Source organism: Gaiella sp., from assembly GCF_035558935.1.
In the GTDB taxonomy this organism is placed as follows: domain Bacteria; phylum Actinomycetota; class Thermoleophilia; order Gaiellales; family Gaiellaceae; genus Gaiella.
On sequence record NZ_DATMBZ010000134.1, the window covers coordinates 13,651 to 40,291 of the forward strand.

General features: G+C 71.4%; 26 protein-coding genes and 1 pseudogene. 20 read left to right on the forward strand and 7 right to left on the reverse strand.

The genetic code is table 11. The features are described from left to right. Positions 1 to 37: 37 nt before the first annotated feature. Positions 38 to 529, reverse strand: coding sequence for a VOC family protein (locus VNM44_RS12865; RefSeq protein WP_325626284.1), 492 nt, complete (start codon positions 527 to 529; stop codon positions 38 to 40). 78 nt (positions 530 to 607) lie between these two features. Between VNM44_RS12865 and VNM44_RS12870 the strand changes: the two genes are divergently transcribed. From VNM44_RS12870 to VNM44_RS12905, 8 genes are all read left to right on the forward strand, one after another. Continuing rightward, positions 608 to 1,651, forward strand: a complete 1,044-nt coding sequence (locus tag VNM44_RS12870) for a zinc-binding dehydrogenase (protein ID WP_325626311.1) — start codon at positions 608 to 610, stop codon at positions 1,649 to 1,651. Between the two features lie 2 nt (positions 1,652 to 1,653). Continuing rightward, positions 1,654 to 2,478, forward strand: a complete 825-nt coding sequence (locus VNM44_RS12875) for an SDR family NAD(P)-dependent oxidoreductase (protein ID WP_325626285.1) — start codon at positions 1,654 to 1,656, stop codon at positions 2,476 to 2,478. A gap of 41 nt (positions 2,479 to 2,519) precedes the next feature. Then, positions 2,520 to 2,882 (forward strand): hypothetical protein, encoded by a 363-nt coding sequence (locus VNM44_RS12880; RefSeq protein ID WP_325626286.1) that lies wholly within the window; start codon positions 2,520 to 2,522, stop codon positions 2,880 to 2,882. Next, positions 2,879 to 4,324, forward strand: a complete 1,446-nt coding sequence (locus VNM44_RS12885) for a GMC family oxidoreductase (protein WP_325626287.1) — start codon at positions 2,879 to 2,881, stop codon at positions 4,322 to 4,324. Before VNM44_RS12880 ends, VNM44_RS12885 begins: the two co-directional genes overlap by 4 nt. Position 4,325: 1 nt before the next feature. Then, positions 4,326 to 5,042: a PIG-L deacetylase family protein gene (locus tag VNM44_RS12890; protein ID WP_325626288.1), complete on the forward strand. Its 717-nt coding sequence runs from the start codon at positions 4,326 to 4,328 to the stop codon at positions 5,040 to 5,042. Next, the gene (locus VNM44_RS12895) at positions 5,039 to 5,656 is read left to right on the forward strand and encodes a 4-carboxy-4-hydroxy-2-oxoadipate aldolase/oxaloacetate decarboxylase (RefSeq protein WP_325626289.1); all 618 of its coding nucleotides are present in this window, start codon (positions 5,039 to 5,041) and stop codon (positions 5,654 to 5,656) included. The genes VNM44_RS12890 and VNM44_RS12895 overlap by 4 nt, the downstream gene beginning before the upstream one ends. Further along, on the forward strand, positions 5,653 to 6,399 hold the full coding sequence (locus tag VNM44_RS12900) for an NAD(P)-dependent oxidoreductase (RefSeq protein WP_325626290.1): 747 nt from the start codon (positions 5,653 to 5,655) through the stop codon (positions 6,397 to 6,399). The genes VNM44_RS12895 and VNM44_RS12900 overlap by 4 nt, the downstream gene beginning before the upstream one ends. Before the next feature lie 65 nt (positions 6,400 to 6,464). Continuing rightward, positions 6,465 to 6,983: a hypothetical protein gene (locus tag VNM44_RS12905; RefSeq protein ID WP_325626291.1), complete on the forward strand. Its 519-nt coding sequence runs from the start codon at positions 6,465 to 6,467 to the stop codon at positions 6,981 to 6,983. A gap of 3 nt (positions 6,984 to 6,986) precedes the next feature. On the opposite strand, the gene VNM44_RS12910 is transcribed toward VNM44_RS12905, so the two are convergent. Continuing rightward, positions 6,987 to 7,871: an amidohydrolase family protein gene (locus VNM44_RS12910; protein ID WP_325626292.1), complete on the reverse strand. Its 885-nt coding sequence runs from the start codon at positions 7,869 to 7,871 to the stop codon at positions 6,987 to 6,989. A 2-nt stretch (positions 7,872 to 7,873) separates the two neighbouring features. Continuing rightward, the gene (locus tag VNM44_RS12915; protein ID WP_325626293.1) at positions 7,874 to 8,671 is read right to left on the reverse strand and encodes an IclR family transcriptional regulator; all 798 of its coding nucleotides are present in this window, start codon (positions 8,669 to 8,671) and stop codon (positions 7,874 to 7,876) included. Between the two features lie 171 nt (positions 8,672 to 8,842). Between VNM44_RS12915 and VNM44_RS12920 the strand changes: the two genes are divergently transcribed. The 6 genes from VNM44_RS12920 to VNM44_RS12945 are packed head-to-tail and all read left to right on the forward strand — an operon-like array spanning position 8,843 to position 15,298. Then, positions 8,843 to 9,721, forward strand: a complete 879-nt coding sequence (locus VNM44_RS12920) for a sugar phosphate isomerase/epimerase (protein ID WP_325626294.1) — start codon at positions 8,843 to 8,845, stop codon at positions 9,719 to 9,721. Next, entirely contained in the window at positions 9,718 to 10,758 is a 1,041-nt protein-coding gene (locus tag VNM44_RS12925) for a thiamine pyrophosphate-dependent dehydrogenase E1 component subunit alpha (RefSeq protein WP_325626295.1), read from the forward strand. Before VNM44_RS12920 ends, VNM44_RS12925 begins: the two co-directional genes overlap by 4 nt. Positions 10,759 to 10,771: 13 nt before the next feature. Beyond that, entirely contained in the window at positions 10,772 to 11,752 is a 981-nt protein-coding gene (locus VNM44_RS12930; protein WP_325626296.1) for an alpha-ketoacid dehydrogenase subunit beta, read from the forward strand. A 7-nt stretch (positions 11,753 to 11,759) separates the two neighbouring features. Then, positions 11,760 to 12,728, forward strand: a complete 969-nt coding sequence (locus VNM44_RS12935) for a thiamine pyrophosphate-dependent dehydrogenase E1 component subunit alpha (RefSeq protein WP_325626297.1) — start codon at positions 11,760 to 11,762, stop codon at positions 12,726 to 12,728. Beyond that, positions 12,721 to 13,692 (forward strand): alpha-ketoacid dehydrogenase subunit beta, encoded by a 972-nt coding sequence (locus VNM44_RS12940; protein WP_325626298.1) that lies wholly within the window; start codon positions 12,721 to 12,723, stop codon positions 13,690 to 13,692. The genes VNM44_RS12935 and VNM44_RS12940 overlap by 8 nt, the downstream gene beginning before the upstream one ends. A 31-nt stretch (positions 13,693 to 13,723) precedes the next feature. Beyond that, entirely contained in the window at positions 13,724 to 15,298 is a 1,575-nt protein-coding gene (locus VNM44_RS12945; RefSeq protein WP_325626299.1) for a GMC family oxidoreductase, read from the forward strand. Between the two features lie 102 nt (positions 15,299 to 15,400). On the opposite strand, the gene VNM44_RS12950 is transcribed toward VNM44_RS12945, so the two are convergent. Genes VNM44_RS12950 through VNM44_RS12965 form a run of 4 tightly spaced genes read right to left on the reverse strand, consistent with a single transcriptional unit; the run spans position 15,401 to position 20,705 of the window. Continuing rightward, positions 15,401 to 17,383 (reverse strand): acetoacetate--CoA ligase, encoded by a 1,983-nt coding sequence (locus VNM44_RS12950; RefSeq protein ID WP_325626300.1) that lies wholly within the window; start codon positions 17,381 to 17,383, stop codon positions 15,401 to 15,403. Positions 17,384 to 17,398: 15 nt separating this feature from the next. After that, a complete protein-coding gene (gene ligM / locus VNM44_RS12955) occupies positions 17,399 to 18,787 on the reverse strand; it encodes a vanillate/3-O-methylgallate O-demethylase (protein WP_325626301.1) in 1,389 nt (462 codons plus the stop codon). Next, the gene (locus tag VNM44_RS12960) at positions 18,784 to 19,755 is read right to left on the reverse strand and encodes a catechol 2,3-dioxygenase (protein ID WP_325626302.1); all 972 of its coding nucleotides are present in this window, start codon (positions 19,753 to 19,755) and stop codon (positions 18,784 to 18,786) included. Before VNM44_RS12960 ends, ligM begins: the two co-directional genes overlap by 4 nt. After that, positions 19,752 to 20,705, reverse strand: a complete 954-nt coding sequence (locus VNM44_RS12965) for a DUF6282 family protein (protein WP_325626303.1) — start codon at positions 20,703 to 20,705, stop codon at positions 19,752 to 19,754. The genes VNM44_RS12960 and VNM44_RS12965 overlap by 4 nt, the downstream gene beginning before the upstream one ends. Positions 20,706 to 20,801: 96 nt before the next feature. Between VNM44_RS12965 and VNM44_RS12970 the strand changes: the two genes are divergently transcribed. The 6 genes and pseudogenes from VNM44_RS12970 to VNM44_RS12995 form a co-directional block, all read left to right on the forward strand. Then, complete coding sequence (locus tag VNM44_RS12970) at positions 20,802 to 22,088, forward strand: ABC transporter substrate-binding protein (RefSeq protein ID WP_325626304.1); 1,287 nt, start codon at positions 20,802 to 20,804, stop codon at positions 22,086 to 22,088. Between the two features lie 67 nt (positions 22,089 to 22,155). After that, the gene (locus VNM44_RS12975; protein WP_325626305.1) at positions 22,156 to 24,120 is read left to right on the forward strand and encodes an ABC transporter permease; all 1,965 of its coding nucleotides are present in this window, start codon (positions 22,156 to 22,158) and stop codon (positions 24,118 to 24,120) included. After that, positions 24,117 to 24,917, forward strand: coding sequence for an ABC transporter ATP-binding protein (locus tag VNM44_RS12980; protein WP_325626306.1), 801 nt, complete (start codon positions 24,117 to 24,119; stop codon positions 24,915 to 24,917). The genes VNM44_RS12975 and VNM44_RS12980 overlap by 4 nt, the downstream gene beginning before the upstream one ends. Continuing rightward, entirely contained in the window at positions 24,914 to 25,648 is a 735-nt protein-coding gene (locus tag VNM44_RS12985; protein WP_325626307.1) for an ABC transporter ATP-binding protein, read from the forward strand. Before VNM44_RS12980 ends, VNM44_RS12985 begins: the two co-directional genes overlap by 4 nt. Continuing rightward, a complete protein-coding gene (locus tag VNM44_RS12990; RefSeq protein ID WP_325626308.1) occupies positions 25,645 to 26,328 on the forward strand; it encodes a GntR family transcriptional regulator in 684 nt (227 codons plus the stop codon). Before VNM44_RS12985 ends, VNM44_RS12990 begins: the two co-directional genes overlap by 4 nt. Positions 26,329 to 26,348: 20 nt before the next feature. Beyond that, positions 26,349 to 26,641, forward strand: a pseudogene (locus VNM44_RS12995) (aminomethyl transferase family protein); the annotation flags it as partial.

Sequence of the window (26,641 nt, forward strand, 5' to 3'; positions counted from 1 at the left end):
GCTTCCCCACCAGGCCCCGGCCGCCTCGGCGAGTGGCTTACGCCCCCTGGGCCGGATACACGGCGTCCGGCTCCTGCACGAGGCCCTCGGGCCAGTCGAAGATCTCGGTGATCGCCTTCAGGTCCTCGTCCGTCGAGAGGTAGGCGAAGGTGACGCCGCGGTAGACGCCTCCGAGCGGCACCGAGCGGCCCTTCGCGCGGAGCTGCGCCAGGAGCTCCGCATACGGTGTCCCGCCGACCGCGACGTGGTGGAGCCCCTCGCCCTTCGTCGCGAGGAACTCCGCGTAGATGCTGCGGTCGTCGAGGGGCTCCACGAGCTCCCACTGGACGCTCCCGACCATCGTCACGGCGATCCGCCACGCCCCCGCGACGGCCGGCTCGCCGCGGAGCGGGATGACCTGGTCGCCGTCGAACGCATAGATCTCCCACGGGCCGATGCCGTACTCCTCGACATAGGTCCGCAGCGTCGCCTCGAGATCGCGCACGACGATCGAGATCTGCAGCGTCTCGGTGAACAGAGGCTCGCGCATGCCGGGCGCGTCATCCTACGACGGCGAGCCGGCGTTGCGTGCGACCGCGCCGGATGATTCGATCACCCCGTGGCCATCATGCGGGCAGCCGTGACGCGCGGCCGGGGTGCGATGGAGGTCGTCGGGGTGCCGGAGCCCGGGGCGCCCGGGCCGGGAGACGTGCTGGTCGCGCCGGAGGCCGTCGGGCTGTGCGGCTCGGACTTCCACTACTTCACCGGCGACATCGGGACGATCGACGACCCGTCGACCCTCTACCCGCGCATCCAGGGCCACGAGGCGGCGGGAACGATCCTCGACGTCGGGCCGGATTGCCCGGCGGAGCTCGTCACCGGGACGCGCGTCGCGCTCTGGCCCGTCGGCGCCTGCGGGACGTGCTACGCGTGCCGGATCGGGCGAGGCAACGCCTGCGTCCGCATCAGCCTGATCGGCGTCCACCGCGACGGGGCGCTCCAGGAGCGGCTCCTCGTCCCGGCCGCTCAGGTGTTCCCGGTGGGCGACCAGGATGCCGCCCTCGCAGCGCTGATCGAGCCGGTGTCGATCGCCGTCCGCGCCGTCGTCCGCGGACGCGTCGCAGCGGCGGAGCGGGTGGTCGTGCTCGGTGCGGGTCCGATCGGCCAGGCGCTCGCGCTCGCCGCGACCGACCGCGGCGCCTCCGTCCTGCTCGTCGACACTCTCGCGAGCCGTCTCGCCCGCGCGGAGGGGATCGGCGCCGACACGCTCGAGGCCGGCGGCGACGGCGACCTCGCGGCGGCGGTCCGGGAATGGGCGGGCGGCGACGGGCCCGAGGTGGTGATCGAGGCGACGGGCGTGCCGGGGCTCGTCCAGCAGGCGGTCGAGGTCGTCGCGCACGCGGGCCGCGTCGTGGTCGTCGGGCTCTCGGCCGACCACACGCCCGTGCGGGTCGGCGACCTGCCGCTGAAGGAGATCGACGTCCTCGGTGTGAGCTGCTGCGGCGCGGAGGAGTTCGCGGCCGCGGTCGACCTCGTCGGACGCCGGCGAAACGTCGCCGCGAGCCTCGTGACGCACGAGTTCACGCTCGCACGCGCCCCGGAGGCGATCGCCTACGCGATGGCCCATCCGGTCGAGGTGATGAAGGCCGTCGTCCGGGTCGACGCGGCGTGAACGTGACCTCGCGCTTCGACGTCACCGGCCACGGTGTCGTCGTGACCGGTGGCGCCAGCGGTCTCGGGCTCGCCTACGGCGAGGTGCTCGCCGCGCACGGCGCCCGTGTGACGCTGATCGACGTCGACGAGGCTGGGTTGTCCCGCGAGGCCGCGCGGTTGGAGGGCGAAGGGCTCGACGTGCGTGGTGCCATTGCCGACGTGACCGACCATGCCGCGCTCGACAGCGCAGTGGACGAGGCAGCGGCGATCTACGGCCGGCTCGACGTCGCGTTTGCGAACGCGGGGATCGACTCGGGCGCCGGCTTCGTCGCAGGGTGGGCGGGAAGCGAGCGGCCCCGCGTCGAGGAAGGCGCGATCGAGCGCTACACCGACGAGCGCTGGAACCGCGTGATCGACGTCAACCTCAACGGGATCTTCGCGACGGCGCGCGCCGCGGCCCGCCACATGCGTCCGCGCGGCTACGGCCGCATCGTCGTCACGACGTCGCTCGCGGCGACGAAGGTCGAGCCCGTGATCGGCTCGGCGTACATGGCCTCGAAGGCGGGCGCGCGGCACCTCGTCCGCTGCCTCGCGCTCGAGCTCGCCGCGGAAGGGATCACCGCGAACGCGATCGCCCCCGGCTTCTTCGTCACCAACATCGGCGGCGGCCATGCACACGACCCGGAACTGCAGGCGATGGTCGCGAAGGACGTCCCGATGCACCGCGTGGGGCGGCCCGACGACGTGAAGGCGCTCGCGCTCTTCCTCGCGGCGCCGGCGTCGGAGTACGTCACCGGCCAGGAGATCGTGATCGACGGCGGCTGGGGGCTCGGGATCGCGGACTGACGCGCCCCGCTCGGCGCGAGGCGGCGGCGTATAGTCGCCCGGTGGGCGACCTGCAGGTGCTCGACGCGGACACGGCGCGGACGGTGGAGCGGGTCTGCGACGCGATCGTGCCCGGATCGGCGCGCGTGCGGCCGGCGGTCTACGTCGACGCCCTCCTCGCGCGGATGGACGAGGGGACGCGTGGCGCCGCAATCGACGCGTTCGCGAAGGTCGGCGAGGGCCGCATCGCCGACCACGTCTCGACGCCGGAGTTCGGCTGGGTGCGCGCGCTGGCGATCGAGGCGTTCTACAGCGACTTCGTCGCGCCGGGGGTCGACGCGCAGGGCGCCTGGGAGGAGATCGACTTCAACTCACCGCTCGCGACGCGCCTGAATAAGGACTGGTCCTACCTGGGGATTCGATGACGGAGCGCTTCGACGTCGTCGTGGTGGGGTCGGGCGCGGGCGGCGGCGTCGTCGCCGGCGAGCTCGCCGATCGCGGCCGCAAAGTGCTCCTGCTCGAGGCCGGCCCGCATCGCACCGCCGCGGACTTCACGCGCTGGGAGGCGAAGGCGAACCACGACTTCTGGTGGCCGCTCCGTTTCGCCCCGATCGACGGCGGCGCCCGGGGCCTCGTCGCGCTCCTCGCGGCACGATGCGTGGGCGGCACGACGACGATCAACACCAAGGTGGCGCTGCGGGTCGCCGAGCACGACTACGCGAAGTGGCACGAGGCGAGCGGCCTCGTCGGCTCGGGCGGCACGCCGTTCGGCGCGTCGGACCTCGACCCCCACTACGACCGCGTCGAGCGGCGGCTCGGCGTCCGGGTGCGCTCCGACTGGCGCAAGAGCGTCTACACCGTCGAGCCGGGGTTCCGTGCGCTCGGCTCGCATCTCGAGCCGGTGCACGCGTACACGGACGCGAACTGCATGAGCTGCGGCTCGTGCCTCCAGGGTTGCCCCACGAACGCGGGCAAGTCGACGATGAACACCTATATCCACGACGCCTGGGCGACCGGGAGGCTCGAGCTCCGCGCGGAGGCGCCGGTGCAGCGCGTCGTCGTCGAGGACGGCGAGGCGAGAGGGGTCGAGTACGCCGACCGCGACGGAACGCTCCGGCGCGTCGACGCGGGGGCGGTCGTCGTCGCCGCGGGCACGCTCAACACGCCCCAGCTGCTGATGCGCTCGGAGCTGCCCGACAGCCCGAGCACGCGGCTGATCGGCCGCAACCTCGGCTTCCATCCCGTGCGCCTCGTCTACGGGCTCTTCGACGAGCCGCAGGACGCCCACATGGTCTACCCGATCTCCGCCCATGCGATGGACCACCAGCGCGACGAGGACGGCGGCTTCGTTGTCGAGGCCACGACCATCCAGGACCCGATCAGCTTCGCGACGACGCTCGAGGACGAGAACGGGCCCCTGTGGGGACAGCCGCTCGTCGACGCCGTGCGGAAGTTCCGCCGCTGGGTGGGGCTGCTCGCGATGGTCAACGACGAGAACAACGGCACCGTCTCCGTCGACGAGGACGGCGGCGAGGTGTTCGCTGCGGCTTTCAACGAGCGGGAGACGGCGCGACTCGACGCGGCGCTCGCCTTCTCGCGCGACGTGCTCGAGGCCGCGGGCGCGACCCAGGTCTGCTGGACCGGCATCGCGTCGACGCACGTGCAGGGCACGTGCCGGATGGGCAGCGATCCAGAGCGCTCGGTCGTCGACGCCGATGCGCGCGTGCGGGGCGTCGACCGGCTCTACGTCGGCGACGGCTCGGTCGTGCCTCGAACGATGTCCGTCAACCCCTCGCTCACGATCATGGCGCTCGCGAGCCGCCTGGCCGAGCACCTCGACGCCGACCCGCACGGCTACCTCGCCTGACGTGGCCGGCGAGTCGATCGTCGTCGTCAGCGCGCACTCGGCCGACTTCGTGTGGCGGGCGGCGGGAGCGATCGCCCTTGCCGCCGAGCGCGGTGCGGACGTCCACGTGGTCGCGCTCTCGTACGGCGAGCGCGGCGAGTCCGGGGAGCTCTGGAAGGAGAAGGGGCAGACGGAGGAGCGCGTCAAGGAGATCCGCCACGGCGAAGCCGAGCGCGCGGCCGATGTCCTCGGGGCGAGCTTCCAGAGCCTCGACCTCGGCGACTACCCGCTCGTCGTCGATGCGGTTGCGACAGAGCGGCTCACCGACCTGCTGCGGGAGCTTGCGCCCCGACTCGTCCTCACGCATGCCGCGCTCGACCCCTTCAACCCGGACCACGGCGTCGCGCACGAGGCCACGGTCCGCGCCCGGCAGCTCGCGAGCGGTGCGGGCGTTGCCAGCGGCTTCGTGACGATCACGCCGCCCGAGCTCCTGTCGTTCGAGCCGCACCAGCCCGAGCTCTGCGGATTCGTCCCCACGACGTTCCTCGACATCACGCCCGTCTGGGAGAAGAAGGTCGCCGCGATGGACGCGATGGGCGCGCAGTCGTACCTGCGGCAGTACTACTCCGAGCGGGCGGAGCATCGAGCGAACCACGCGCGCCGGATCTCCGGGCGCGGCGGGATTCGCTATGCGGAGGCGTTCCAGCGCGAGCTCCCGGTCGTCGTCGACGTGTTGTGATCGACTACGCCGCCATCGCCGCGCTCGGGGTCGCGACCGTGCACGAGGCCGCGGGCCGTGTCGGGATCGTCGACGTGCCGCTGATCCGGGTCGTGCCCGGGTCGCGCGTCGCCGGGCCGGCCCGAACGGCGCTCTGCGAGCCGGGCGACAACACGATGGTGCACGCGTCCGTGGCACACGCGCGCCCGGGCGACGTCCTCGTGCTCACGAGCACCGAGCCGGCGCCCGTCGCCCTCGTCGGGGAGCTGCTCGCGACGCAGGCGCAGCGGCAGGGCGTCGCGGGCGTGCTCGTCGACGGAGCGATCCGCGACCTCGACGAGCTCGCAGAGCTCGGCCTCCCGATCTGGACGCGGCACGTGCGCGCCCAGGGTGCGACCAAGGGGCAGGTTGGGAAGCTCGACGTGCCCGTCGTGGTCGGCCGCGTCGAGATCCGGCCCGGCGACCTCGTCGTCCTCGACGGCGACGGCGCGCTCGTGCTTCCGGCCGAGCGGCTCGACGAGGTGCTCCCCCTCGCGGTCGAGCGCACCGAGCGGGAGACCGCGATGCGCCGGCGCTACCAGGACGGCGAGCTCTCGTACGACCTGCAGGGCCTGCGCGCGCTCGTCGAGGAATGAGGGTCGCCGTCCTCGGCCTGGGGGAGGCCGGCGGCCGGATCGCCGCCGACCTCGTGGCGGCGGGAGCCGATGTGCGCGGCTGGGACCCCGTCGCACGGCCGAGTGGCGTGTCGCTCACGGCCGACGGCCCTGCGGCGGTGAGCGGTGCCGACGTCGTGCTGAGCCTCAATGCGGCCGCCGTCGCCCTCGAGGTCGCCGAGAGCGTGAAGGGGGCGCTGGACGCCGAGACCCTCTACGCCGATCTCAACACGTCGTCCCCGGCGCTCAAGCGCGAGCTCGCGGACACGGCGCCTTGCCTCTTCGCCGACGTCGCGCTCGTGGGAACCGTGCCCGCCACGGGTCTGGCGACGCCGGCGCTCGCGTCGGGCGCCGGAGCCGAGCGCTTCGCGAAGCTCCTCGGGCCTCTCGGCATGCCCATCGAGGTCGTCGGGCGGGAGCCGGGGGAGGCCGCCGGCCTCAAGCTCCTCCGCAGCGTGTTCATGAAGGGCGTCGCGGCGGCGGCGGTGGAGAGCCTCGCCGCGGCCCGCGCAGCGGGCGCGGAGGAGCGAGCTCGCGCGGACATGGCGGCCGTGCTCGGCGAGCCGCTGCTCGAGCGGCTGCTCACCGGCTCCAAGGCCCACGCGGCACGGCGGATGGACGAGATGCTTGCGGCCGCGTCGTATCTCGAGGAGCTCGGCGTCGAGCCCCGCGTCGCCTCGGCCGCGGCCGGTTGGCTGGCGCAGCTCCGCGACGCTCGTCCGTAGAAACCCGTAGCGCGTTCCGCGTCCGCGCGCATACGCGCGGCACCGACGACACCGATAGTGCCGGCATGGCGAAGAAGCACGTGATCGAGGTCGGCGACTGGGACGAGCGCCGCGGACGCGACCGCGTGCTCGTGGAGAACCCGGATCACGCGCAGCTCTGGGCGTATGCGGAGGTGCTGCGCGACGCGGGGTACGACGTCGCGACGTGTGCCGGCGAGCATCCCGACGGGCACGACCGCTGCCCGCTGCTCGAGCAGGAGCGTTGTGGGCTCGTTTCCGGCGCCGACGTCGTCGTCTCGACCTGCTCGATGCAGCGGGGTGACACCCTGCTCGGCGTTCTCGGCTCGCAGGGATCGACGCCGATCGTCTTCGAGGCGCCGCAGCCGGACTTCGAGCGCTACGCGAACCTCGCCGAGGATGCGACGCTGATTCCCATGCCGGTCACGACGCAGGCGCTGCTCGATGCCGTCGGGCGGGCGCGGGCGCGTGCGGAGCACCCCGGCGAGGCAGCGGCCAGGATCCTGCGGGCGCTCGACGAGGGCTTTCCGCACGACGCCGACGACGGCCCGACGCCCGCCGCGTGACGCTCAGCCCGCGGCGCCGAGCCCGAGCAACCTGACGGCGTTCTCCTTCAGGATGAGCGGCCGCACCTCGGGCTTGATCTCGAGCGCGTCGAAGTCCGCGAGCCAGCGTTCGGGGGTGATGAAGGGGTAGTCCGTTCCGAAGAGCACCTGGTTGCGCAGCAGCGTGTTCGCGTAGCGGACGAGCTGCTCGGGGAAGTACTTCGGCGACCAGCCCGAGAGGTCGATGAACACCTGCGGCTTGTGCATCGCGATGGAGAGCGCCTCGTCCTGCCAGGGGAACGAGGGGTGCGCGAGCACGATCTTGAGGTCCGGGAAGTCGACGGCGACGTCGTCGACGTGCATCGGGTTCGAGTACTTGAGCCGGATACCGCCTCCGCCGGGCATCCCGGAGCCGATGCCCGAGTGGCCGGTGTGGAAGAGGACGGGGAGGCCCGCGGCCTCGATCACCTCGTAGAAGGGGTATGCCAGCCGCTCGTTCGGGAAGAAGGCCTGGATGTTCGGGTGGAACTTGAAGCCGCGGACGCCGTGCTCGGCGATCAGGCGCTTCGCCTCGTCGACGCCCTTGCGGCCCTTGTGCGGGTCGATGCTCGCGAACGGGATCAGCACGTCCGCGTTTGCCCGCGCGACCTCGGCGATCTCCTCGTTCGGCACGCGGGGCTGGCCGGTCGTCGACTCGGCGTCGACCGTGAAGACGACGGCCATCATCTTCCGCTCGCGGTAGAACGCCGCGAGCTCTTCGGCGGTCGGACGTGCCGACTGTCCGCGGAAGTGCTCGATCGCGGCCTCGCGTAGATCGTCGGGCAGCGAGTCGTGCCCCGCGCGCGACATCTCGGCGTGCGTGTGGACGTCGATCGCGACGACGTCTCGGAGCGCGAGACGCTCGGACACCGCTACGCGGGGACCAGCCGATGGCCCATGCCGAGCGAGATGTCCTCCGCCGTCTGCTTCACGGCGGGGCCGAACCGGGCGATCAGCTCGTCCATCGTGGACATCGTGCGGTGCACGGCGAGGTTGAGTGCCGCCAGCACCTCGCCGGAGTGGGCCTGGATCGGAGCCGCGATCGACCGCAGACCGTAGGCGAGCTCCTCGTCGTTGACGGCGAACCCAGACACGCGGATCCGCTCGAGCTCGGCTCTGAACTCCGCCGGATCCGTGATGGTGTTCGGGCCGCGCGAGACGAAGTCGATCCGCTCGATGATCGCCTCGCGGCGGTCCTCCGGGACGAACGCGAGGATCGCCTTCCCCATCGCGGTGCAGTAGGCCGGCAGCCGCGCGCCGACGTGGAGGTTGAGGTCGATCTCGCGCTGGCCGGGCTGGGCCGTGCGGCACCGCTCGATGTAGACGACGTCGGTGCCGTCCAGGATCGCGAGGTTGACGGTATGGCCCGTCTCGTCCGAGAGGCGTCGCAGGTGCGGCGCCGAGATCTCGCGCACGTCCATCGAGTTGATCGCGGAGAAGCCGAGGTCGAGCACCTTCGGGCCGAGCCGGTAGCGCTTCGAGTCGGGGTCCTGCTGGAGGTAGCCGAGGCGCGCGAGCGTCGCGATGTAGCGGTGGGCGGTGCTGCGGCTGAGCGCGAGCTCGCGCGACAGCTCACTCACCCCGATCAGCGGCCGGTCGGAATCGAAGGCGGAAAGGATCGCGAGGCCGCGCTCGAGCGACTGCGAGGTGCCGGTCCCGGACTCGGGCATCGCGACGATCGTAGCGCGTTGTCTCACCAACCGGAACAGCGTCTTGACAAACGGGCAGACGGTTGAGAGTGTCCCGTCGTCGCGCCGGCGGCGGCTGCAGCCCCGCGTGCCTGCGGGTTCTAGCAGCGTTACGCTCGGCCCGACACGCATGGGCGGACGGGAGAGCCGGTGATGGGTGAGCAGGTCGAGCTGGTCGCGCTCTACTGGACGGTCTCGGGACCGGTCGAGGTGCACGTCGGCCGCGAGTGGAGCCTGTTCGACTGGGCAGACCGCTGTGCGGCCGCGCGCGAGGTCGGCTTCAGCGGCCTCGGCATCTGGCACGCCGACCTCGAGCACGTGCTCGAGACCCGGAGCCTGCAGGAGATGAAGCGGGTCTTCGACGGCAACGGGCTCCGCCACCTCGAGGTCGAGTGCCTGCTCGACTGGTTCCTCGATCCCGACGACGAGCTCCGCCGCGCCTCCGACCGGGCCCGGGCGCTCCTGTTCGAGGCCGCGGGCGTCCTCGAGGCGCACCACGTCAAGGTCGCGAACATCTTCGGGAGGCCGGCCTCGCTCGCACAGCTCACCGAGCGCTTCGGTGAGCTCTGCGCGGACGCCGCGCAGCACACGGACGCGAAGATCGTCTACGAGCCGATGCCGCCCGACGTCAACGTCCACTCGATCGACGCGGCGCTCGAAGTCGTCGTCGGCGCCGGCGCGGCGAACGGCGGCATCGCGATCGACACGTGGCACATGTCCAAGCTCGGGATCGCGCCCGACGAGCTGCGACGCATCCCGGTCGAGCACCTCTCCTGGGTCGAGCTCTCCGACGGTCAGATCGAGAACATGGCGGACCCGGTCGACGAGGTGATCAACCACCGTCGGTTGCCGGGCGAGGGCGAGTTCGACATCCGCGGCTACATCGAGGCCTGTCGCGACCACGGCTATCTAGGCCCGTGGGGCGTCGAGGTGCTCTCCGAGGAGCTTCGCAACAATCCCATCGACGTCATCTTCCAGCGCGCCTACGACACCACGATCGGCCAGTTCGAGCACGAGAGGAGCTCCGCATGAGCGCACCGCAGGGAGTCGAGAAACTCGAGCGCGAGCACCTCGTCTGGATCTACCGGCAGATGTCGCGGATCCGGGAGTTCGAGGAGCGCGTGAAGCGCACGTTCGAGGAGCACCCCGGCGTGATCCGCGGGCACACGCACCTCGCGGACGGCGCCGAGGCGTCGATCGTCGGCTCGATCGCGAACCTCGGCCCGGACGACTGGTTCTTCACGACGTACCGCTGCCACGGCTACCCGATCGCCCGCGGGACCGACCCGAAGGTGATGATGGCCGAGATCTACGGCCGGAAAGACGGCCTCTGCAAGGGCCTCGGCGGCTCGATGCACCTGACCGACGTCTCGAACGGCTTCCTCGGCACGTCGGGCATCGTCGGCGCCGGCATCCCGCACGCGACCGGCGCAGCCTGGGCCGCGCAGATCCGCGGCAAGGGCCAGGTCGTGCTCTGCTTCTTCGGCGACGGCGCGTCGAAGCAGGGCGCCTTCTTCGAGTCGCTCAACATCGCCTCCCTGTGGAAGCTCCCGATCGTCTTCGTGATGGAGAACAACGGCTACAACGTCCACACCCGCACGGAGCAGGAGGACGCGAACCGCGCGGCGGGCGAGGACCTCTCGGTGAAGGCGAAGGCGTTCAGCATGCCGGGCGTCACGATCGACGGCCGCGATCCGCTCGAGGTCTACGAGACCGTCCGCACGGCAGTCGTGCGCGCCAGAGCGGGGGAGGGGCCGACGCTCGTCGAGTCGCAGATGTACCGGCTATCGGCGCACGGGAACATCATCGCCCCGCCCGGCGTCCCGCTCCACTTCCCCGAGCACGAGGCGATCGAGAAGTTCGGCGCGCCCGAGGAGTACGAGGCCGCGAAGCAGGGCGACCCGGTGCCGGCGTTCCGCGGCCGTCTCGTCGCCGACGGCGTCCTCACCGGCGAGGCGGCCGCGGCCATCGCCGAGGAGGTGCGCGAGGAGCTGCAGGCGGCAGTCGACTTCGGCCTGCAGAGCCCGTTCCCCGAGGTCGAGACCGCCCTCGAATACACCTACGCGTGAGGAGGCGCTGACGATGGCACACGAGCTTCCCTACATCGCCGCGATCCTCGAGGCGATCCAGCTCGAGATGGAGCGCGACGAATCCGTTCTCTACTTCGGGCAGAACATGGCAACGACCGAGAACGAGCCCTTCGTGGATGCCTTCGGCAAGGACCGCGTGCGTGTCACGCCGATCTCCGAGACGGCGGAGATCGGCATCGCGATCGGCGCGGCGCTCGCGGGCTACCGGCCCGTCGTCGAGCTGTACATGGCCGAGTTCATGCTCGTCGCGATGGACCAGGTGCTCAACGAGGCGCCGCGCTTCCGCGGGATGAGCGGCGGCCAGGTGACGGTGCCGATCGTGCTCAAGGCCGGCTACGGCTTCACGGCCGGCTGGGCCGGTCAGCACACGGGCACGCTGAGCGCGCTCTTCATGGGCGTGCCGGGGCTCAAGGTCGCCGTCCCGTCGACGGCGGCGGACGCGAAGGGACTGATGGCGACGGCGATCCGTGACGACAACCCCGTCGTCTACCTGCACCACTACCTGCTCACGCTCGACCACGGCGAGGTGCCCGACGGCGAGTACCTCGTTCCGTTCGGCGAGGCGTCGGTCCGGCGCGAAGGCTCCGACGTGACGATCGTCGGCACGGGTTGGACGGTCGACCGCGCGCTCGGCGCCGCGGAGCGGCTCGCGGGCGAGGGCATCCAGGCCGAGGTGATCGACCCTCGCACGATCGCGCCGCTCGACCTGCAGACGATCCTCGAGTCGGTCGACAAGACCGGGCATCTCGTGCTCGTCGACCAGGCGACGCGGCACGCCTCGGTGTCGACCGTGATCGCGGGCGAGGTAGCGGAGCACGGCTTCGGGTCGCTCAAGGCGCCGATCGTCCAGGTCACCGGCCTCGACGCCACGATCCCGTACTCCGAGCCGCTCGAGGCGTACGTCCTGCCCGACGACGACAAGGTCGTCGCCGCCGTGCAGCGCGTGCTCGGCACGGCGCCCGTGACCGCGTGAGGATCTAGTGGACGAGCTCGGGGGCGAGCAGGCGATCCGCCTGCTCGCCACCATGTGGCGGATCCGCCTCTTCGAGGAGCGTGTCGGCCAGCTCGTCCGCGCCGGCGAGATCGACGGGCTCATTCACCTCTCGACCGGGCAGGAGGGCGTCGCCGCGGCCGTCTGCTCGCAGCTCCGCGACGACGATCACGTCTACTCCGGGCACCGGGCCCACGGGCACGCGATCGCACAGGGGGCGAGCCTCGGGCGCGTGATGGCGGAGCTCATGGGACGCGACACAGGTCTCTGCCGCGGGCTCGGCGGCTCGATGCACCTGGTCGACGTCGAGCACGGCTTCATGGGCGCGACCGGCGTCGTCGGAGGGAACGTGCCGATCGCGCTCGGGAGCGCGCTGGCCGCACACCTGCGCGGTCTCGACACCGTATCCGTTGTCTTCTTCGGCGACGGCGCCGTGCAGGCGGGCCATTTCACCGAGACCGTCAACCTCGCCACGCTGTGGCGGCTCCCGCTGATCCTCGTCTGCGAGAACAATGGCTTCGCCGAGTTCACGCCGCGTTCGGCGCACACCGTCGTCGAGCGGGTATCGGACGTCGTCGCGCCGTACGGCCTTGGCCGGGTGACCGTGGACGGGAACGACGTCCAGGCGACGTGGGACGCGTTCGGCGGCTTCCTCCAGTCGGCCCGTGCCGGCGGGGGGCCGTTCCTGCTCGAGTGCCTGACGCACCGCGTCCGCGGTCACTACGAGGGCGACCCGGGCCGCTACCGAGAGGCCCTCGCCGAGGAGGAGTGGCAGGAGAAGGATCCGATCATCCGGCTCGAGCGCCACGGTGTGGCCGAGGACTGGTTCGCCGAGGACGAGCTGCGAGGAGTCGCCGCCGGCGCCGCCGAGGAGGTCGAAGATGCCGTGCGATTCGGCCGCGAAAGCCCCTTGCCGCCCGCGGGCATCGTCGAGTCGATGGTCTATGCGGATGCCTGAGACGACGATGATCGCAGCGATCAACCGGACGCTCGCCGAGGCGATGCGCGGCGACGAGCGGGTGCTCGTGCTCGGCGAGGACGTGGCCGAAGGCGGCCCGTACACGGCCACCGCGGGCCTCGCCGAGGAGTTCGGGACCGAGCGGGTCGTGAACACGCCGATCAGCGAGGCGGCGATCACCGGCGTCGCGATCGGCGCCGCGCAGGCGGGCCTTCGGCCCGTCCTCGAGATCATGTTCGTCGACTTCCTCACGCTCGCGCTCGACCAGCTCGTCAACGCGGCGGCGAAGGCGCATTTCATGTCCGGCGGCCAGCTCACCGTCCCGCTCGTGCTTCGCACACAGGGCGGCGCCGGGCAGCGCGGCGCTGCGCAGCACTCGCAGAGCCTCGAGAGCTGGCTCACGCACGTGCCGGGGCTCAAGGTCGTGATGCCGAGCCGGGCCGTCGACGCCGCCGGGCTGCTCGCGACCGCGATCGCCGACCCGAACCCCGTCGTCTTCGTCGAGGGCAAGACGCTCTACTTCCGCAAAGAGGATGTCCCCGAGCAGCTTCCGTCCGTCCCGCTCGGGCGTGCGTCCGTGCTCCGCGAAGGCGGAGACGTGACCATCGTCGCGCTCTCGCGGCTCGTCCACGACGCGCTCGCCGCGGCGGAGCGGCTCGCGGCCGACGACGGGATCGAGGCGGAGGTGATCGACCCGCGGACGCTCATGCCGCTCGACCTCGAGGCGATCGTCGCCTCGGTCGAACGCACCGGCCGCCTCGTGGTCGCGCACGAGGCGGTGGAGCAGGGCGGGTTCGGCGCAGAGGTGGTAGCCCGGGTCCAGGAGGCGGCGTTCGACTCCCTCGACGCGCCGATCGCGCGCGTCGGCGCGCCGTTCGCACCGGTCCCGTTCAGCGGCCCGCTCGAGGACGCCTACCTCGCCGGAGCGGACGAGATCGTCGCCGCGGTCCGAGGCTTGAGATGATCGTCACCCTGCGACTCGAAGGAGCGCTCCCATGGCCGATTACGTGATCGTCGGCGCGGGATCGGCGGGCTGCGTGCTCGCCGCCCGGCTCAGCGAGAGCCCCGGCGTCAGCGTCCTGCTGCTCGAGGCCGGCGGGCCGGACACGGTGCCGGAGCTCCACGTCCCCGCGATGTTCCCGATCGTCTTCAAGTCCAGCCTCGACTGGGACCTGCTCGGCGAGCCCGAGCCGGGGCTCGGCGGGCGCCGCCTCTACCTCCCGCGCGGTCGCGTGATCGGCGGCTCCGGCTCGATCAACGCGATGATCTACCTCCGCGGTCACCGCGCCGACTTCGACGGCTGGGCTGCGGACGGGTGCACGGGCTGGTCGTACGACGAGGTGCTGCCCTACTTCAAGCGCTCCGAGGACAACGAGCGCGGCGAGGACGAGTTCCACGGCGTCGGCGGCCCGCTGTCGGTGTCCGACTGCCGCTCCGGGAGCACCTTCACCGACCTCATGCTCGAGGCCGCGGTGCAGGCGGGCTACGAGCACGTCGACGACCTGAACGTCGATCGGCCCGAGGGCGTCTCGCGCTTCCAGCTGACGCAGCGGAACGGCCTGCGCTGCTCGACCGCCGACGCGTTCCTCCATCCGGCCGAGGGGCGGCCGAACCTGGACGTGATGCCCGGCGTCTTCGTCGAGCGACTCGTCTTCGAGGGCGACCGCGCCGTCGGCGTCGAGCTCGTCCGGAACGGCGTCCGCGAGACCGTGCGGGCCGACCGCGAGGTGATCGTCTCCGCCGGCACCTACCAGTCGCCGGTGCTGCTGATGCTGTCCGGGATCGGCCTCCGCGAGGAGCTCGAGCCGTTCGGCATCGTCGTCCGCCAGGAGCTGCCCGTCGGGCGCAACCTGCAGGACCACTGCATGGTCAACGTCAACTACCTCACCGACGAGCCGGGGCTCTTCGGCATCTTCACGCCCGAGAACTTCGCGCTCCTCGAGAACGAGGGGCGCGGGCCGCTCACCTCGAACTACCCCGAGGCGGGAGGGTTCTTCCGCACCCGGCCCGACCTGCCCGCGCACGACGTCGAGTTCCACTTCGCGTCCGCGCCGTTCTTCGACGAGGGGCTGACGCCGCCGCCCGACAACGGTTACGCCTTCGGCCCGGTGATCGTGAAGCCGACCTCGCGCGGCAAGGTGACGCTCCGCACGCCGATGGCCGACTCCAAGCCGTGCGTGCTCTGCAACTTCCTGACGACGGACGAGGACCGCGCGAGCATGCTGGCAGGCGTGCGGATCGCGCTCGAGATCGCCGGCCAGCCTGCGCTGAAGGCGATCGAGCGCGAGCCGCTGAGCGCGCCTGTCTCCGACTCGGAGGAGGACATCATGGAGTGGGTGAGGCGGGCGAGCCAGACGGTCTACCACCCGACCTCGACGTGCCCGATGGGTGAGGTGGTCGATGCCGAGCTCCGGGTCCACGGCGTGGAAGGCCTGCGCGTCGTCGACGCCTCGGTGATGCCGACGATCACGCGCGCGAACACGAACGCCGCGACGATCATGATCGCCGAGAAGGCAGCCGACCTGATCCTCGGCAAGGCGCCCCCGCCCGCGACGGTGGCCGCGTCGTAGCGACGCGCAGGGCGTCAGCGACGCCGCGGGCGTGGCTTCGGCCCCGTCCGTCCTGGTCGGTCGAAGAAAGAGGGGCAAGGCTGAAGCCATGCCCCGCCACCGTTATGAGGCCCGGCCGGTGCGCTCCCCCGCGTACGCGACGAACGGCTCGAGCGCGGCGGGGTCGACGAGGGCGTCGCGGCTCGCGACCTCGGAGACGGGCGCGCCGCCGATGATCCGCTTCACCGGGAGCTCGAGCTTCTTGCCCGTCATCGTGCGCGGGATCGCCGGCACGGCGACGATCTCGTCGGGCCGGTGCCGCGGCGAGAGGCTCGTGCGGAGCGCGTCCGCGATCCGGCTGCGGAGCGCGTCGTCGAGCTCGATCCCCTCTCGGAGGACGACGAAGAGGAGCAAGTCGTCCGTCTGCTCGAGGTGGACGACGAGGCTGTCGAGCACCTCGTCGAGCTCCTCGACGACGCCGTAGAGCTCGCTCGTCCCGAGCCGCACGCCGCCGCGATTGAGCGTCGCATCCGAGCGGCCGGTGATGACGCAGCTCCCGCGCTCGGTGAAGAGGATCCAGTCGCCATGCCGCCAGACGCCGGGGTAGTGCTCGAAGTACGCGGCGCTGTAGCGCGAGCCGTCGGGGTCGTTCCAGAAGCCGACCGGCATCGAGGGCATGGGCCGCCGGATCACGAGCTCGCCGAGCTCGTCCACGACGGGGTTGCCGTCGAGATCGAAGGCGGCGGCGTCGACGCCGAGGCACGGGGCCGTGATCTCGCCGGCGTAGACGGGCAGGATCGCGTAGCCGGAGAGCAGCCCGGAGCAGACGTCGGTCCCGCCGCTGCCGACGTTGAGGAACAGGTCCGGCCCGAGCTGGTCGTACAGCCAGACGTAGCCCTCGGGCGGGAGCGGCGACCCGGCCTCGCACACGGTGCGGATCGCGGAGAGGTCGAAGCGGCGCCCGGGCTCGAGGCCGTCCTTGCGGCACGACATCGTGAACGCGGGGGAGAGGCCCATGAACGTCGCCCGCGTCTCCTCGGCCAGCTGCCACTGGTAGGAGAGGTCGGGGTAACCGGGGTTGCCGTCGATCATCACGATCGACGCGCGGAGAACCAGGTTCGAGACGAGGGCGTTCCACATCATCCACGCCGTCGTCGTGAACCAGAGCAGCCGGTCGCCCTGCTTGATGTCGAAGCAGAGCCCGAGGTTCTTGCAGTGCTCGAGCAGGATCCCACCGTGCCCGTGGACGATCGCCTTCGGCAACCCGGTCGTTCCGGAGGAGAAGAGGACGTAGAGCGGATGCGCGAACGGGACCGGGTCGAACTCGAGCGGGCCGGGCTCGGCGAGTAGCTCGTCCCACGACACCGTGTCGGGCAGCGCGTCGTCCGGGCCGCCCGCGTACGGCACGTGGACGACGTGCTCGAGGGAGTGCAGGCCCGCGCGGACCGCGGCGACCTGCTCGCGCCGGTCGACGTGCCTTTCGCCGAAGCGGTACCCGGCGATCGCGAGGAGGACCTTCGGCTCGAGCTGCCCGAGCCGGTCGAGCACGCTGCGGGGCCCGAACTCGGAGGCGCAGGTCGCCCAGATCGCGCCGAGGCTTGCCGTGGCGAGGAAGGCGACGAGCGTCTCGGGGATGTTCGGCAGGTACGCGACGACCCGGTCTCCGGGCCCGACGCCGAGCCGCTGGAGGCCCGCCCGGGCGCGGGCGACCTGGTCGCGGAGCTCGCCGAACGTCAGGTCGAACGGGTCGCGCGTCTGCGAGCGCGCGAGGACCGCGATCTCGTTCACGTCCTCGTCGCGCCCGACGGCGTGCGCGGCGTAGTTGAGCTGCGCGCCCGGGAACCACACGGCACCGGGCATCGCGTCGGAGGCCAGCACGCGCTCGTACGGCGCGTGTGCCCGGATCTCGAAGAAGTCCCAGAGCGACCCCCAGAACCCCTCGAGGTCGTCGACGGACCAGCGGTGGAGGTCGTGGTAGCCGTCGAAGGCGAGGCCGCGCTCGGCCTGCAGCCAGTCGAGGTAGCGACCGACCTCGGAACGCCGCCGCGCGTCGGGCGGCGGCGTCCAGAGAACGTCCCCCGGGGACGGCTGCACGCGTGTCGTCACCGTCCGCGGCCCGTACTAGACCGCGGCCTGCGTCCGCCAGCCCTCGGCGTACGACGTACGGGCGACCTCGCTGTACGGGCACGGGCTGACGATGGCGCGGATCTCCGTCTGCACGTGACGCTCGACGACCGGCCGGTTCGAGCCGCCGCGTTCCTCGCCCCAGACGATCGCGACCTCGTTGCCGAGCTCGACGTCGTCGTCGACGATCGCCAGCGAGAGCAGCGACCGCTCGTTGTAGCTGTACCCGGAGAACGTGGACACGCCGACGGCATGGTCGCCGGCCATGACGCGGTCCGACGGCCACGTCGCGTAGTTGGAGAGCGGGAGGTCGATGTACTTCACGGGGTCGCCCTTCTCGAAGAGCGTCCCCATCGCCCGCGCCACGTCCTCGCCGTTCCAGGCGAGCGTCACCTTCCGCCGCGACGGCGTGTCCATCTGCTCGAGTGCCTCGCGGCCGACGAAGTCGTGGTCGAAGTTCACGAAGCCGCCGTAGCCGAGCTCGTGCGGCGTCAGGTAGTAGTCCTCGATGTCGTCGGAGACGAGGCTGCCGCCGAGCGAGCCCGTCCCCTCGTACCAGTCGGCGGGGAGCCACTCGCGGTACGCCTTCATCGCGTCGCCGGTGAAGACGGCGGGGACCGGGCAGGGGATCCAGCCCGACTCGAGGGTGTTCGTCGCATAGGCGCGCGACCCGACTTGGCGCAGGCCGAAGTCGCCTCCCGCCGCGACGATCGCCGCCTTGACGGCGTCGCGCTCCGCCCACGGCCCGAACAGCTCGAGCCCGGGGGCGCCGGACATGCCGTGGTGCAGGGCACGCACCTCGTGGCCGGCGATCGCGAGCCGGCCCATGTTGAAGAACTTGATCTCCGGCAGCGGCCCGCCGGTCGCCTTCTCGAGCACCTGGAGCGCGGTCGGGCCCTGCACCTGGTAGCGGTAGAGCTTGCGCCCGCCGGTCGGGTTGACTGCGGTCCGCTCGTCGCGGTCGACGGTCACGTCGTAATCGCCCGTCTCGGCGTGGTACTGCACCCAGTTGTGGGCCGAGGGGCGCCCGACGAGCGAGACGCGGTTCTCGTCGAGGAAGAAGAGGATCGCGTCGCCGATCACGTATCCGTCCTCGTTGCAGGCGACGAACTGCTTCGCCTTGTCGACGGCCGCGTTCGCGAAGGTGTTGACGCCGAGGTCGGAGAGAAGCCGGATCACATCCGGCCCCTCGAGGTAGAGGTCTGTCATGTGGTGGGACTGGTCGAACAGCGCGCAGGTCTCGCGCCAGGCGACCTGCTCCTCGCGCCAGTTCGTGAACTCGGACGGCACGGCTGGGTAGACGTAGGGGCCGATCTGCGAGTTCCGCGCCAGCTCGACCGCGCTACCGGCCGCCTGCAGGGCGGCCTCGAGGCTCCGCTCGCTCATGGGTGTACCGCCTCCTTCTCGTGGGCGACGTCGGGGGTGCCGTAGGTGTGGAAGCTCTCGACGGTCTGCACGCCCCAGTATTGACCGCGCGCGCGCTCCGCCGCGCTCCAGGTGACGGGCTCGTGGTCGGGGTCGTAGACGAAGTAGCCGCCGGTCGTGACCTCGATTCGGTTACCGCCGGGCTCGATGCCGTACAGGAAGAATCCCTGGGCCACGCCGTGCTTCGACGGGGCGGCCTCGATCGGGACGCCTGCGTCGACGAAGAGGTCCGCCGCGCGCAGGCACTCCTCGCGGGTGTCGACCCAGAAGGCCAGATGGTGCAGGCGTCCGCGCGCGCCGTAGAAGTCCGCGACGTAGATCAGCTCGTGGGCCGCGATCGAGACGCTCATCCACGCGCCCGTCTCCCGCCCGTCGTCGAGCTCGATGCGCTCGTACAGCCGGTAGCCGAGCACGTCCTGGCAGAACTCACGCACGGCGCGCACGTCGGCCGCGAGCAGGTTGACGTGGTCGAGTCGCTTCACCGCGGCGCCGCGCCCGACGTAGCGCTGCGGCTGGTTGCGCCACGACGGCGCGAGGTGGGGAGGGGCGACGTAACGCTCCGCCTCGTAGAAGAGCTCGAAGACGTGGCCGTCCGGGTCCGTGAACCGGTACGCGGGACCGTGCCCGACGTCGCCGTCGATCCAGCCGCTGCCGAGACCCGTCGCCTCGACGGCGGCGACGCGGCGCTCGAGCGCTTCCGGGCTCCAGGCGCGCAGCGCGACGTGACCGACGCCGGCCCGCGCCGACTCGGTCAGCTTCAGGCCGTAACGGAGGTAGTCGCCCCAGCCGCGCAGGTACACGGACTGCCCGTCGCGCGCCTCCTCCTCCATTCCGAGCACGTCGACGAAGAAGCGCAGGCTCTCGTCGGGGGCGGGCGTCAGGAGCTCCGCGTGCGCGATGTGCGCGACGTCCGGGCCGTGCGCGGTCATCGTTCGCCGGCGACCCGCCGCGAGCCCCCGACGATCATCTCGCGCGTCTCGTCGTCGCCGAACCCCGCGCCGACCAGCCGGTCGGCCCACAGCGCGAGGCCGTCCTCGACGGGCGGGTAGCTCGGGTTTCCGAGGTCGCTCGAGAAGAAGTTCCGCTCGAGGCCGACGGCGCGAACGCCCTCGAAGACGTGCTCGAAGCTCGTCTTCCCGGAGAACGGCGTCGAGAGGCAGCGCTCGATCAGGCAGCCCCGGTCGGCGAGCGCGACCTGGTCCTCGATCGTGAAGCGTTGCGAGGTGAACTCGGGGTGCGTGACGACGACGTGCTCGACCCCCTCCTCGAACGCGGCCTCGACGACGGCGAACGCGTCGTCGCGCGCGAGGTGCGCCGTCGCGAGCACGAGGCCGTGCCGGGCGATCGCACGAAGGACGTCGCGCGTCTCGGGCAGGACGCGGCCCTTCTCGTCGGTCACGTGCACCGGCTCGACACCGAGCCCGAGGCTGCGCAGCTCGTGCTGGAGCTTCGCCCATTGCGGCACGTTGTCACCGGGCTTCGGGTCGGAGCGACCGGCCGTCTCGGCCGGCGAGTCGAAGGTCGGCATCCAGACGATCCGCGCGCCTTCCCGGGCGGCGATCTCGACCGCGAGGGCGTTCATTCCGCCGATCGCATGGTTGAGCGTCACCGCGCCGAGCACCCGCGCGCCGGGCACCACCCCGGTGACGACCTGTGCGCGCTCGGCGGTCGACGTGTAGTGCGACTTGAGCGCGAAGCCCGCGAGGCCGAGCTCGACGAAGCGCCGCGCCAGCGTGACGTCGTCGACCCGCCGCGGGGGCACGTCCGGTGCGATGTGGACGTGGAGGTCGAAGGCACCGACGACGATGGCGCGCGCGCGATCGCTCGGCAGCTCGGCCGCCTGGTGAGGAAGAGTCGTGGAGACGCTCGTCTCGGTCATCCCTCGCGAAGTTGTTGACAATATTGATGCTGATCTGGTTGACTCGATCATACGCAAAGTTTGGCGTCGCGTTCACTCTCACGTGGAAGGAGAGCCATGAGTCGCTTTGCCCGGAGCGCCGCGCTCGCAGGCGCAGCGCTCGTCGCGCTGATGCTGGCGATCGCCGCATCGGCGACGAACGGAAAGACCGAGAAGAGCGCCGCTCCGTCGGCCGGTGCGGCGGTCACGAACTACCTCACGTACGTCAAGGGGAAGCGTGGGAAGGCGAACCCCAGGCTGTCGAAGGTCTACATCGGCTGGGTCAACCAGCAGGGCGGCCAGGTCGTGATCGGCGGACTGGCGACGGCCGGTGCGCAGCTGGCCGTGAGGTACGTCAACGACGTGCTCGGCGGTGTCGGCGGCCATCCGGTCGCGCTCGTTCAATGCTTCATCAAGTCGAACGAGGAAGAAGGCACGACCTGCGGCCAGAAGCTCGTCAACAACAAGCGGATCTCTGTCATCGCGACGGGCGCGGTCGCGACGGGAGCTCAGTCGCTCTTCGCGACGATCCGCGGGCGCAAGCCCGTCGTCACCGGCGTCGCCGTCACGCCCGTCGACGGGGCGTCGAAGACTGCCGTCGTCCTCTTCGGCGACGGCCCGCACATCCTGCTCCCGTTCGGGAACTACGCGAAGAACGTCCTCAAGGCGAAGACCGCCGCGGTCATCTACCCGAACGCCCCCGGCCTCGCAGAGTCGGGACAGGTCATCGCGGCCGGGCTGAAGGCGGCCGGGATCGAGACGAAGCAGGTCGGTTACACACAGGGCCAGTCCGACCTCACGGCGCCGCTGACCGCGGTCGGAGCCACGACGGCGGACTTCATCGCACCCTACGGCTCGGCGGCCGACTGCGCGAACCAGGCGAAGTCGCTCCAGCAGCTCGGCATCACCGACTCGCGCAAGATCATGACGGCGCCGCTCTGCCTCAACTCGACCGTGATCGACGCCCTCGGCGACTGGTCGAAGTGGACCTACGCGATCGCCTCGTCGCTCTACGGCGACCCGACCGACAAAGGCATGCCGGCCTACCAGGCGGTGATCAAGCGGTACAAGGCCGACAAGAACGCTCCGGACCCGTGGCACATCGTCGCGTTCTCCGAGCTCCTGACGACCGTGCGGTTCCTCAACGAGGCCGGCGCGAAGAACGTCAACGCGATCACGTCGGCGAAGGTCCTCGCGCGGGCGAAGGCGTTCCGCGGCCCGCTCGCGCTGGGCGCTCCGAAGCTCCAGTGCGGCAAGTACAAGGACGCGCCGGCGATCTGCAACGACATGTTCCAGGCATTCACGTACGAGGGGAAGTTCCAGTTCAAGCGCGCATCGGGCTGGATCGGCCCGCTGCCGGGCTGAGAGCGACCATGCGAACCGGTGGGGCCGGCGACCGGCCGGCCCCACCGAACGACGCTGACGAGGGCACGTGAACGAGATACTCCTCTTCCTCCTGCTCGGCCTCGGGACGGGGGCGGTGATCGCCGCGATCGCGGTCGGCATCGTCGTCACGTACCGGGGCTCGGGTTTCATCAACCTGGCAGCAGGCGCGATCGCCATGCTCGCGGGCTTCTCGTTCTGGGCGCTCCGGACGGGTGAGCTCGGGTTCACGGTCGGGACCCCGCTCGCGGTCGCGCTCACCTACGCCTTCGTCATCGTCGTCAGCGTCGCGATCGAGCTCGCGGTGTTCCGGCCGCTCCGCACGGCCGCCCCCCTGGCGAAGCTCGTCGCCTCGCTCGGAGTGCTCCTCACGGCCCAGGCCGCGATGCTCCTCGCCTTCGGGACGTCGCAGCATCCCCAGCCGACCATCATCCCGATCCGGGTGGTCCGGATGCTCGACGGGGCCGTGCCGCTGTCGGCCTTCGTGCTCAGCGGCATGGTCGTCGCGATGACCGTCCTGCTGTGGGCGCTCTACCGCTGGACGCGCTTCGGGCTGGCAACGCGGGCGGCGTCCGAGAACGACATCGCGGCCCGCCTCGCGGGTCTCTCGCCGAACGAGCTGTCGCTCACGAACTCGATGCTCGCCAGCCTCGTGCTCGGCACCCTCGGCATCTTCGCCGGGTCGGTGGCGGCGCTCGACACGACCACGTTGCCGTTCCTCGTCGTGCCCGCTCTCGCCGCCGCCCTCTTCGCGAGGCTGACGTCCTTCACGATCGCATGCGCGTGCGGCCTCGGCATCGGGATGGCGGAGTCGCTGATCGAGTACGCGTCGACGAAGTCGTGGTTCCCGACCAGCGAGGGTGTCGCGTGGCCGGGCGTGAAGGAGCTGCTCGTCTTCGTGCTCATCGTCGCGGCGATGTTCCTGCGCGGAGCCTCGCTGCCGATGCGCGGCGAGCTCGTCGAGCAGCGTCTTCCCGACGTGCCGCGCCCGAAGCACGCGGTGAAGCTCGCCGTCCCCTCGACGCTTCTCTGCGCCATCGCGCTCGTCGTGCTGCCCTTCGACTTCCGCCAGGCACTGACGAACTCCCTCATCGGGACCGTGATGGCCCTGTCGCTCGTGGTCATCACCGGCTTCGTCGGCCAGATCTCCGTCGTGCAGCTGGCGCTCGCGGGCGTCGCCGGCTTCACCGTCTCGCACCTCGCCGTCGACGCCGGGATCGGCTTCCCCCTGGCGCCGCTCGCGGGCATCGCCGCGGCCGTTGTCCTCGGGCTCGTGACGGCAGTCTCGGCACTCCGTGTGCGCGGCGTCGCGCTTGCCGTCGTGACGATCGCCGCGGCGGTGGCCGTCTACAACTTCGGCTTCGTGAACCCGACCTGGGGCGGGGGCGCGACCGGCTCGCCGGTGCCGGATCCGCACCTCTTCGGGATCAACCTCGGCCCGAACGCGTCGTACCGCGGTCTCGACGGGAACGTCCCGAGCCCCGTGTTCGGCTGGGTCGCGCTCGCCGCCACCGTCCTTCTCTCCCTGCTCGTCGTGTCCGTGCGGCGCGGGACGCTGGGCCGGCGGATGCTCGCCGTCCGCTCGAACGAGCGGGCCGCGGCCGGCGCCGCGATCGACGTGCGGAACGTGAAGCTCGTCGCCTTCGGGATCAGCGCGCTGATCGCCGGCGTCGCGGGCACGCTGTACGCCTACAACTTCGGCTCGGTGAGCGCCGATCGCTTCAGCGTCCCGCTGGCGCTCAGCCTGATCGCGTTCGCCTACGCGGGCGGCATCACGCTCGTGTCCGGCGCCGTCTTCGCCGGGCTCATCGCCGCGCAGGGGCTCGTTCCGTATGCCCTCGACACGTGGTTCGGCCTCTCGGGCAACTGGTTCCTCCTGTTCGGCGGCGTCGTGCTCATCTTCACGCTGATCCAGAACCCCGAGGGCGTCGCCGGCTCGTTCTACCGTACGGCGCAGATGCGCCGGAAGCGAAAGGTCGAGCTCACCGAGTCGGAGCCTGCGAGCGTGTCGTGAGCGCGGTCCTCGCAACCACAGGCCTGTCCGTCCGGTTCGGCGGCGTCCATGCGGTCGACCAGGTCGAGCTCGCCGCCGAGGACGGCCAGCTGGTCGGTCTGATCGGCCCGAACGGGGCCGGCAAGACGACGTTCGTCGATGCGATCACCGGCTACGTGCGGTACACGGGACGGGTCGAGCTCGACGGTCGCGATCTCGCCGGGATGCCGCCGCACGTGCGGGCCCGCCTCGGGCTCGCCCGCACGTGGCAGAGCACGGAGCTGTTCGACGACCTCACCGTGCTCGAGAACCTGACGGTCGCGGCCGAACGGCCCTCCGTCCTGTCGCTCGCGGCCGAGCTCGTCGGCCGGCGGGCCCGCCCCGCGGAGTCGCCGGCCGACGCGCTCGGACTGCTCGATCTCGGCTCGCTCGCCGACGCGATGCCCTCCGAGTTGACGCAGGGACAGCGGAAGCTCGTCGGCGTCGCGCGCGCGATCGCGATGGAGCCGCGGCTGCTCTGTCTCGACGAGCCCGCGGCCGGGCTCGACACCCGCGAGAGCGAAGACCTGGGACAGCGGCTCCGGCAGATCGCCGACGCAGGCACGACGACGCTGCTGATCGACCACGACATGGGGCTCGTGCTGACCATCTGCGACCGCATCGTCGTGCTCGAGTTCGGCAAGGTGATCGCGGCGGGGCCGCCGGACGAGGTGCGCCGGAACGAGCAGGTCGTGCGGGCGTACCTCGGCGGTGCGGCGGCCGCGCAGCAGGTCGAGCAAGCCGCCGAGGAGAAGCCCACGCGGGCGGGGAGCGCATGAGCACGGCCGTGCTGGAGATCGACGGCCTGACGGCGGGCTACGACGGCGCCGCGGTCGTCCGCGGCCTCGAGCTGGCCGTACAGCCCGGCGAGGTGGTCGCACTGCTCGGGGCGAACGGCGCCGGCAAGACGACGACGCTGCGCGCGGTCTCGGGCCTCGTCCATCCGCTCGCGGGAAGCATCCGGTTCGCCGGCCACGACCTGAGCCGCGTCTCGGCGAGCGCTCGCGCCCGGCTCGGCATCGCGCACGTCCCCGAGTCGCGCGGCCTCTTCTTCGGGCTCACCGTGGCCGAGCACCTCCGTCTCGGCTATCGCCGAGAGCGGCTCGACGCGGACGTCGCCTACCGCTACTTCCCCGCGCTCGCCGAGCTCCGCGACCGGCGCTGCGGCCTGCTCTCCGGCGGCGAGCAGCAGATGCTGGCCGTCGGGCGGGCGCTCGCCCGGCGCCCGGCGCTCCTGCTCCTCGACGAGCTCAGCCTCGGCCTCGCGCCCGTCATCGTCGAGAGGCTGCTTCCCGTGGTGCGGGCGTACGCCGAGGAAAGCGGGTGCGGCGTCGTCCTCGTCGAGCAGCACATCGAGCTCGCGCTCACGATCGCGGATCGCGCCTACGTCCTCTCGCACGGCGAGATCGTGCTCCGCGGCGCGGCGGACGAGCTGCGGACGAACCACGACCTGCTCGTCTCGAGCTACTTCGGCGAACATGCCGAGCTCTATGTGGGGAAGCGCGCATGACGCGACAGAGCTCCGACTCCGACTACGAGAAGCTCCGCGAGGCGATCGTGCGCGGCACGATCGCGCCGAACTCCCGGCTCGTCGAGTCGGACGTCGTCACGACCTTCAACATGTCGCGCGGCGCCGTCCGGAACGCCCTGATCCGGCTCGAGCAGGAAGGGCTCGTCGTCCGGGAGCCACATCGTGGCGCCCGCGTGCGGCAGGTCTCGGACCGCGAGGCGATCGAGATCCTCCAGGCGCGCGCCGTGCTCGAGGGGCTCGCCGTGCGCCTCACCGCCGAGCGGATCGACGAGGCGGGAGCCGAGCGGCTGCGGGCGTGCCTTGCGCGACACCGGGAGCTGCTCGAGTCGGGCGACCTGCTCGGCGCCTCGGATGCGAACGCCGATCTCCATGCGGCGCTGCTCGACCTGTCGGGCCACTCGACGGCACAACGGCTGATCCACGGGCTGAACTCGCAGACGGTCCGCTACCAGTACCGCACGATCCTCATCCCGGGGCGGCCGCACGCGTCGCAAGCAGAGCATGCCGCGATCGTCGAGGCAGTCCTCGCGGGCGAGGCGGAAGAGGCCGAGGAAGCGATGCGCCGGCACCTCTTCAACGTTGCCGAGGCGCTCCAGGGAGGGGAGCTCGGGGGCATCGACCGGGCGAGCCGCGGTGTCATCCAGGCAGGCGGTGCATAGATGTGCGAGGAGGGATCACCATGAGTCAGAGAAGCCTCGAGGACCTGCTCCGGTCGGCGGACGACCCGGTCGAGCTGCTCCGAAACTCGCAGGCCGGTCCGAACGTCTACCCCGGCGTGCCGGCCGAGTTCACGAACTGGCGGGACGAGCAGCTCGCCTGGCAGCAGACGTGCGTGCTCTACAACCAGTCGTACCACATGGCCGACCTGGCGGTGGAGGGGCCGGACGCCACGGCGCTCCTCTCACACCTGGCGGTCAACAGCTTCGAGGGCTTCGGCGTCGACCGGGCGAAGCACTTCGTCCCCTGCACGCC

Bases quoted from the DNA above. Each gene is read 5' to 3' on its own strand.
- VNM44_RS12865 (WP_325626284.1), bottom strand. From the start codon at position 529: ATGCGCGAGCCTCTGTTCACCGAGACGCTGCAGATCTCGATCGTCGTG.
- VNM44_RS12915 (WP_325626293.1), bottom strand. From the start codon at position 8,671: ATGCCCGAGTCCGGGACCGGCACCTCGCAGTCGCTCGAGCGCGGCCTC.
- VNM44_RS12925 (WP_325626295.1), top strand. From the start codon at position 9,718: ATGAGCGCACCGCAGGGAGTCGAGAAACTCGAGCGCGAGCACCTCGTC.
- VNM44_RS12920 (WP_325626294.1), top strand. From the start codon at position 8,843: ATGGGTGAGCAGGTCGAGCTGGTCGCGCTCTACTGGACGGTCTCGGGA.
- VNM44_RS12990 (WP_325626308.1), top strand. From the start codon at position 25,645: ATGACGCGACAGAGCTCCGACTCCGACTACGAGAAGCTCCGCGAGGCG.
- VNM44_RS12900 (WP_325626290.1), top strand. From the start codon at position 5,653: ATGAGGGTCGCCGTCCTCGGCCTGGGGGAGGCCGGCGGCCGGATCGCC.
- ligM (WP_325626301.1), bottom strand. From the start codon at position 18,787: ATGAGCGAGCGGAGCCTCGAGGCCGCCCTGCAGGCGGCCGGTAGCGCG.
- VNM44_RS12940 (WP_325626298.1), top strand. From the start codon at position 12,721: ATGCCTGAGACGACGATGATCGCAGCGATCAACCGGACGCTCGCCGAG.
- VNM44_RS12885 (WP_325626287.1), top strand. From the start codon at position 2,879: ATGACGGAGCGCTTCGACGTCGTCGTGGTGGGGTCGGGCGCGGGCGGC.
- VNM44_RS12945 (WP_325626299.1), top strand. From the start codon at position 13,724: ATGGCCGATTACGTGATCGTCGGCGCGGGATCGGCGGGCTGCGTGCTC.
- VNM44_RS12870 (WP_325626311.1), top strand. From the start codon at position 608: ATGCGGGCAGCCGTGACGCGCGGCCGGGGTGCGATGGAGGTCGTCGGG.
- VNM44_RS12965 (WP_325626303.1), bottom strand. From the start codon at position 20,705: ATGACCGAGACGAGCGTCTCCACGACTCTTCCTCACCAGGCGGCCGAG.
- VNM44_RS12960 (WP_325626302.1), bottom strand. From the start codon at position 19,755: ATGACCGCGCACGGCCCGGACGTCGCGCACATCGCGCACGCGGAGCTC.
- VNM44_RS12970 (WP_325626304.1), top strand. From the start codon at position 20,802: ATGAGTCGCTTTGCCCGGAGCGCCGCGCTCGCAGGCGCAGCGCTCGTC.
- VNM44_RS12930 (WP_325626296.1), top strand. From the start codon at position 10,772: ATGGCACACGAGCTTCCCTACATCGCCGCGATCCTCGAGGCGATCCAG.
- VNM44_RS12905 (WP_325626291.1), top strand. From the start codon at position 6,465: ATGGCGAAGAAGCACGTGATCGAGGTCGGCGACTGGGACGAGCGCCGC.
- VNM44_RS12985 (WP_325626307.1), top strand. From the start codon at position 24,914: ATGAGCACGGCCGTGCTGGAGATCGACGGCCTGACGGCGGGCTACGAC.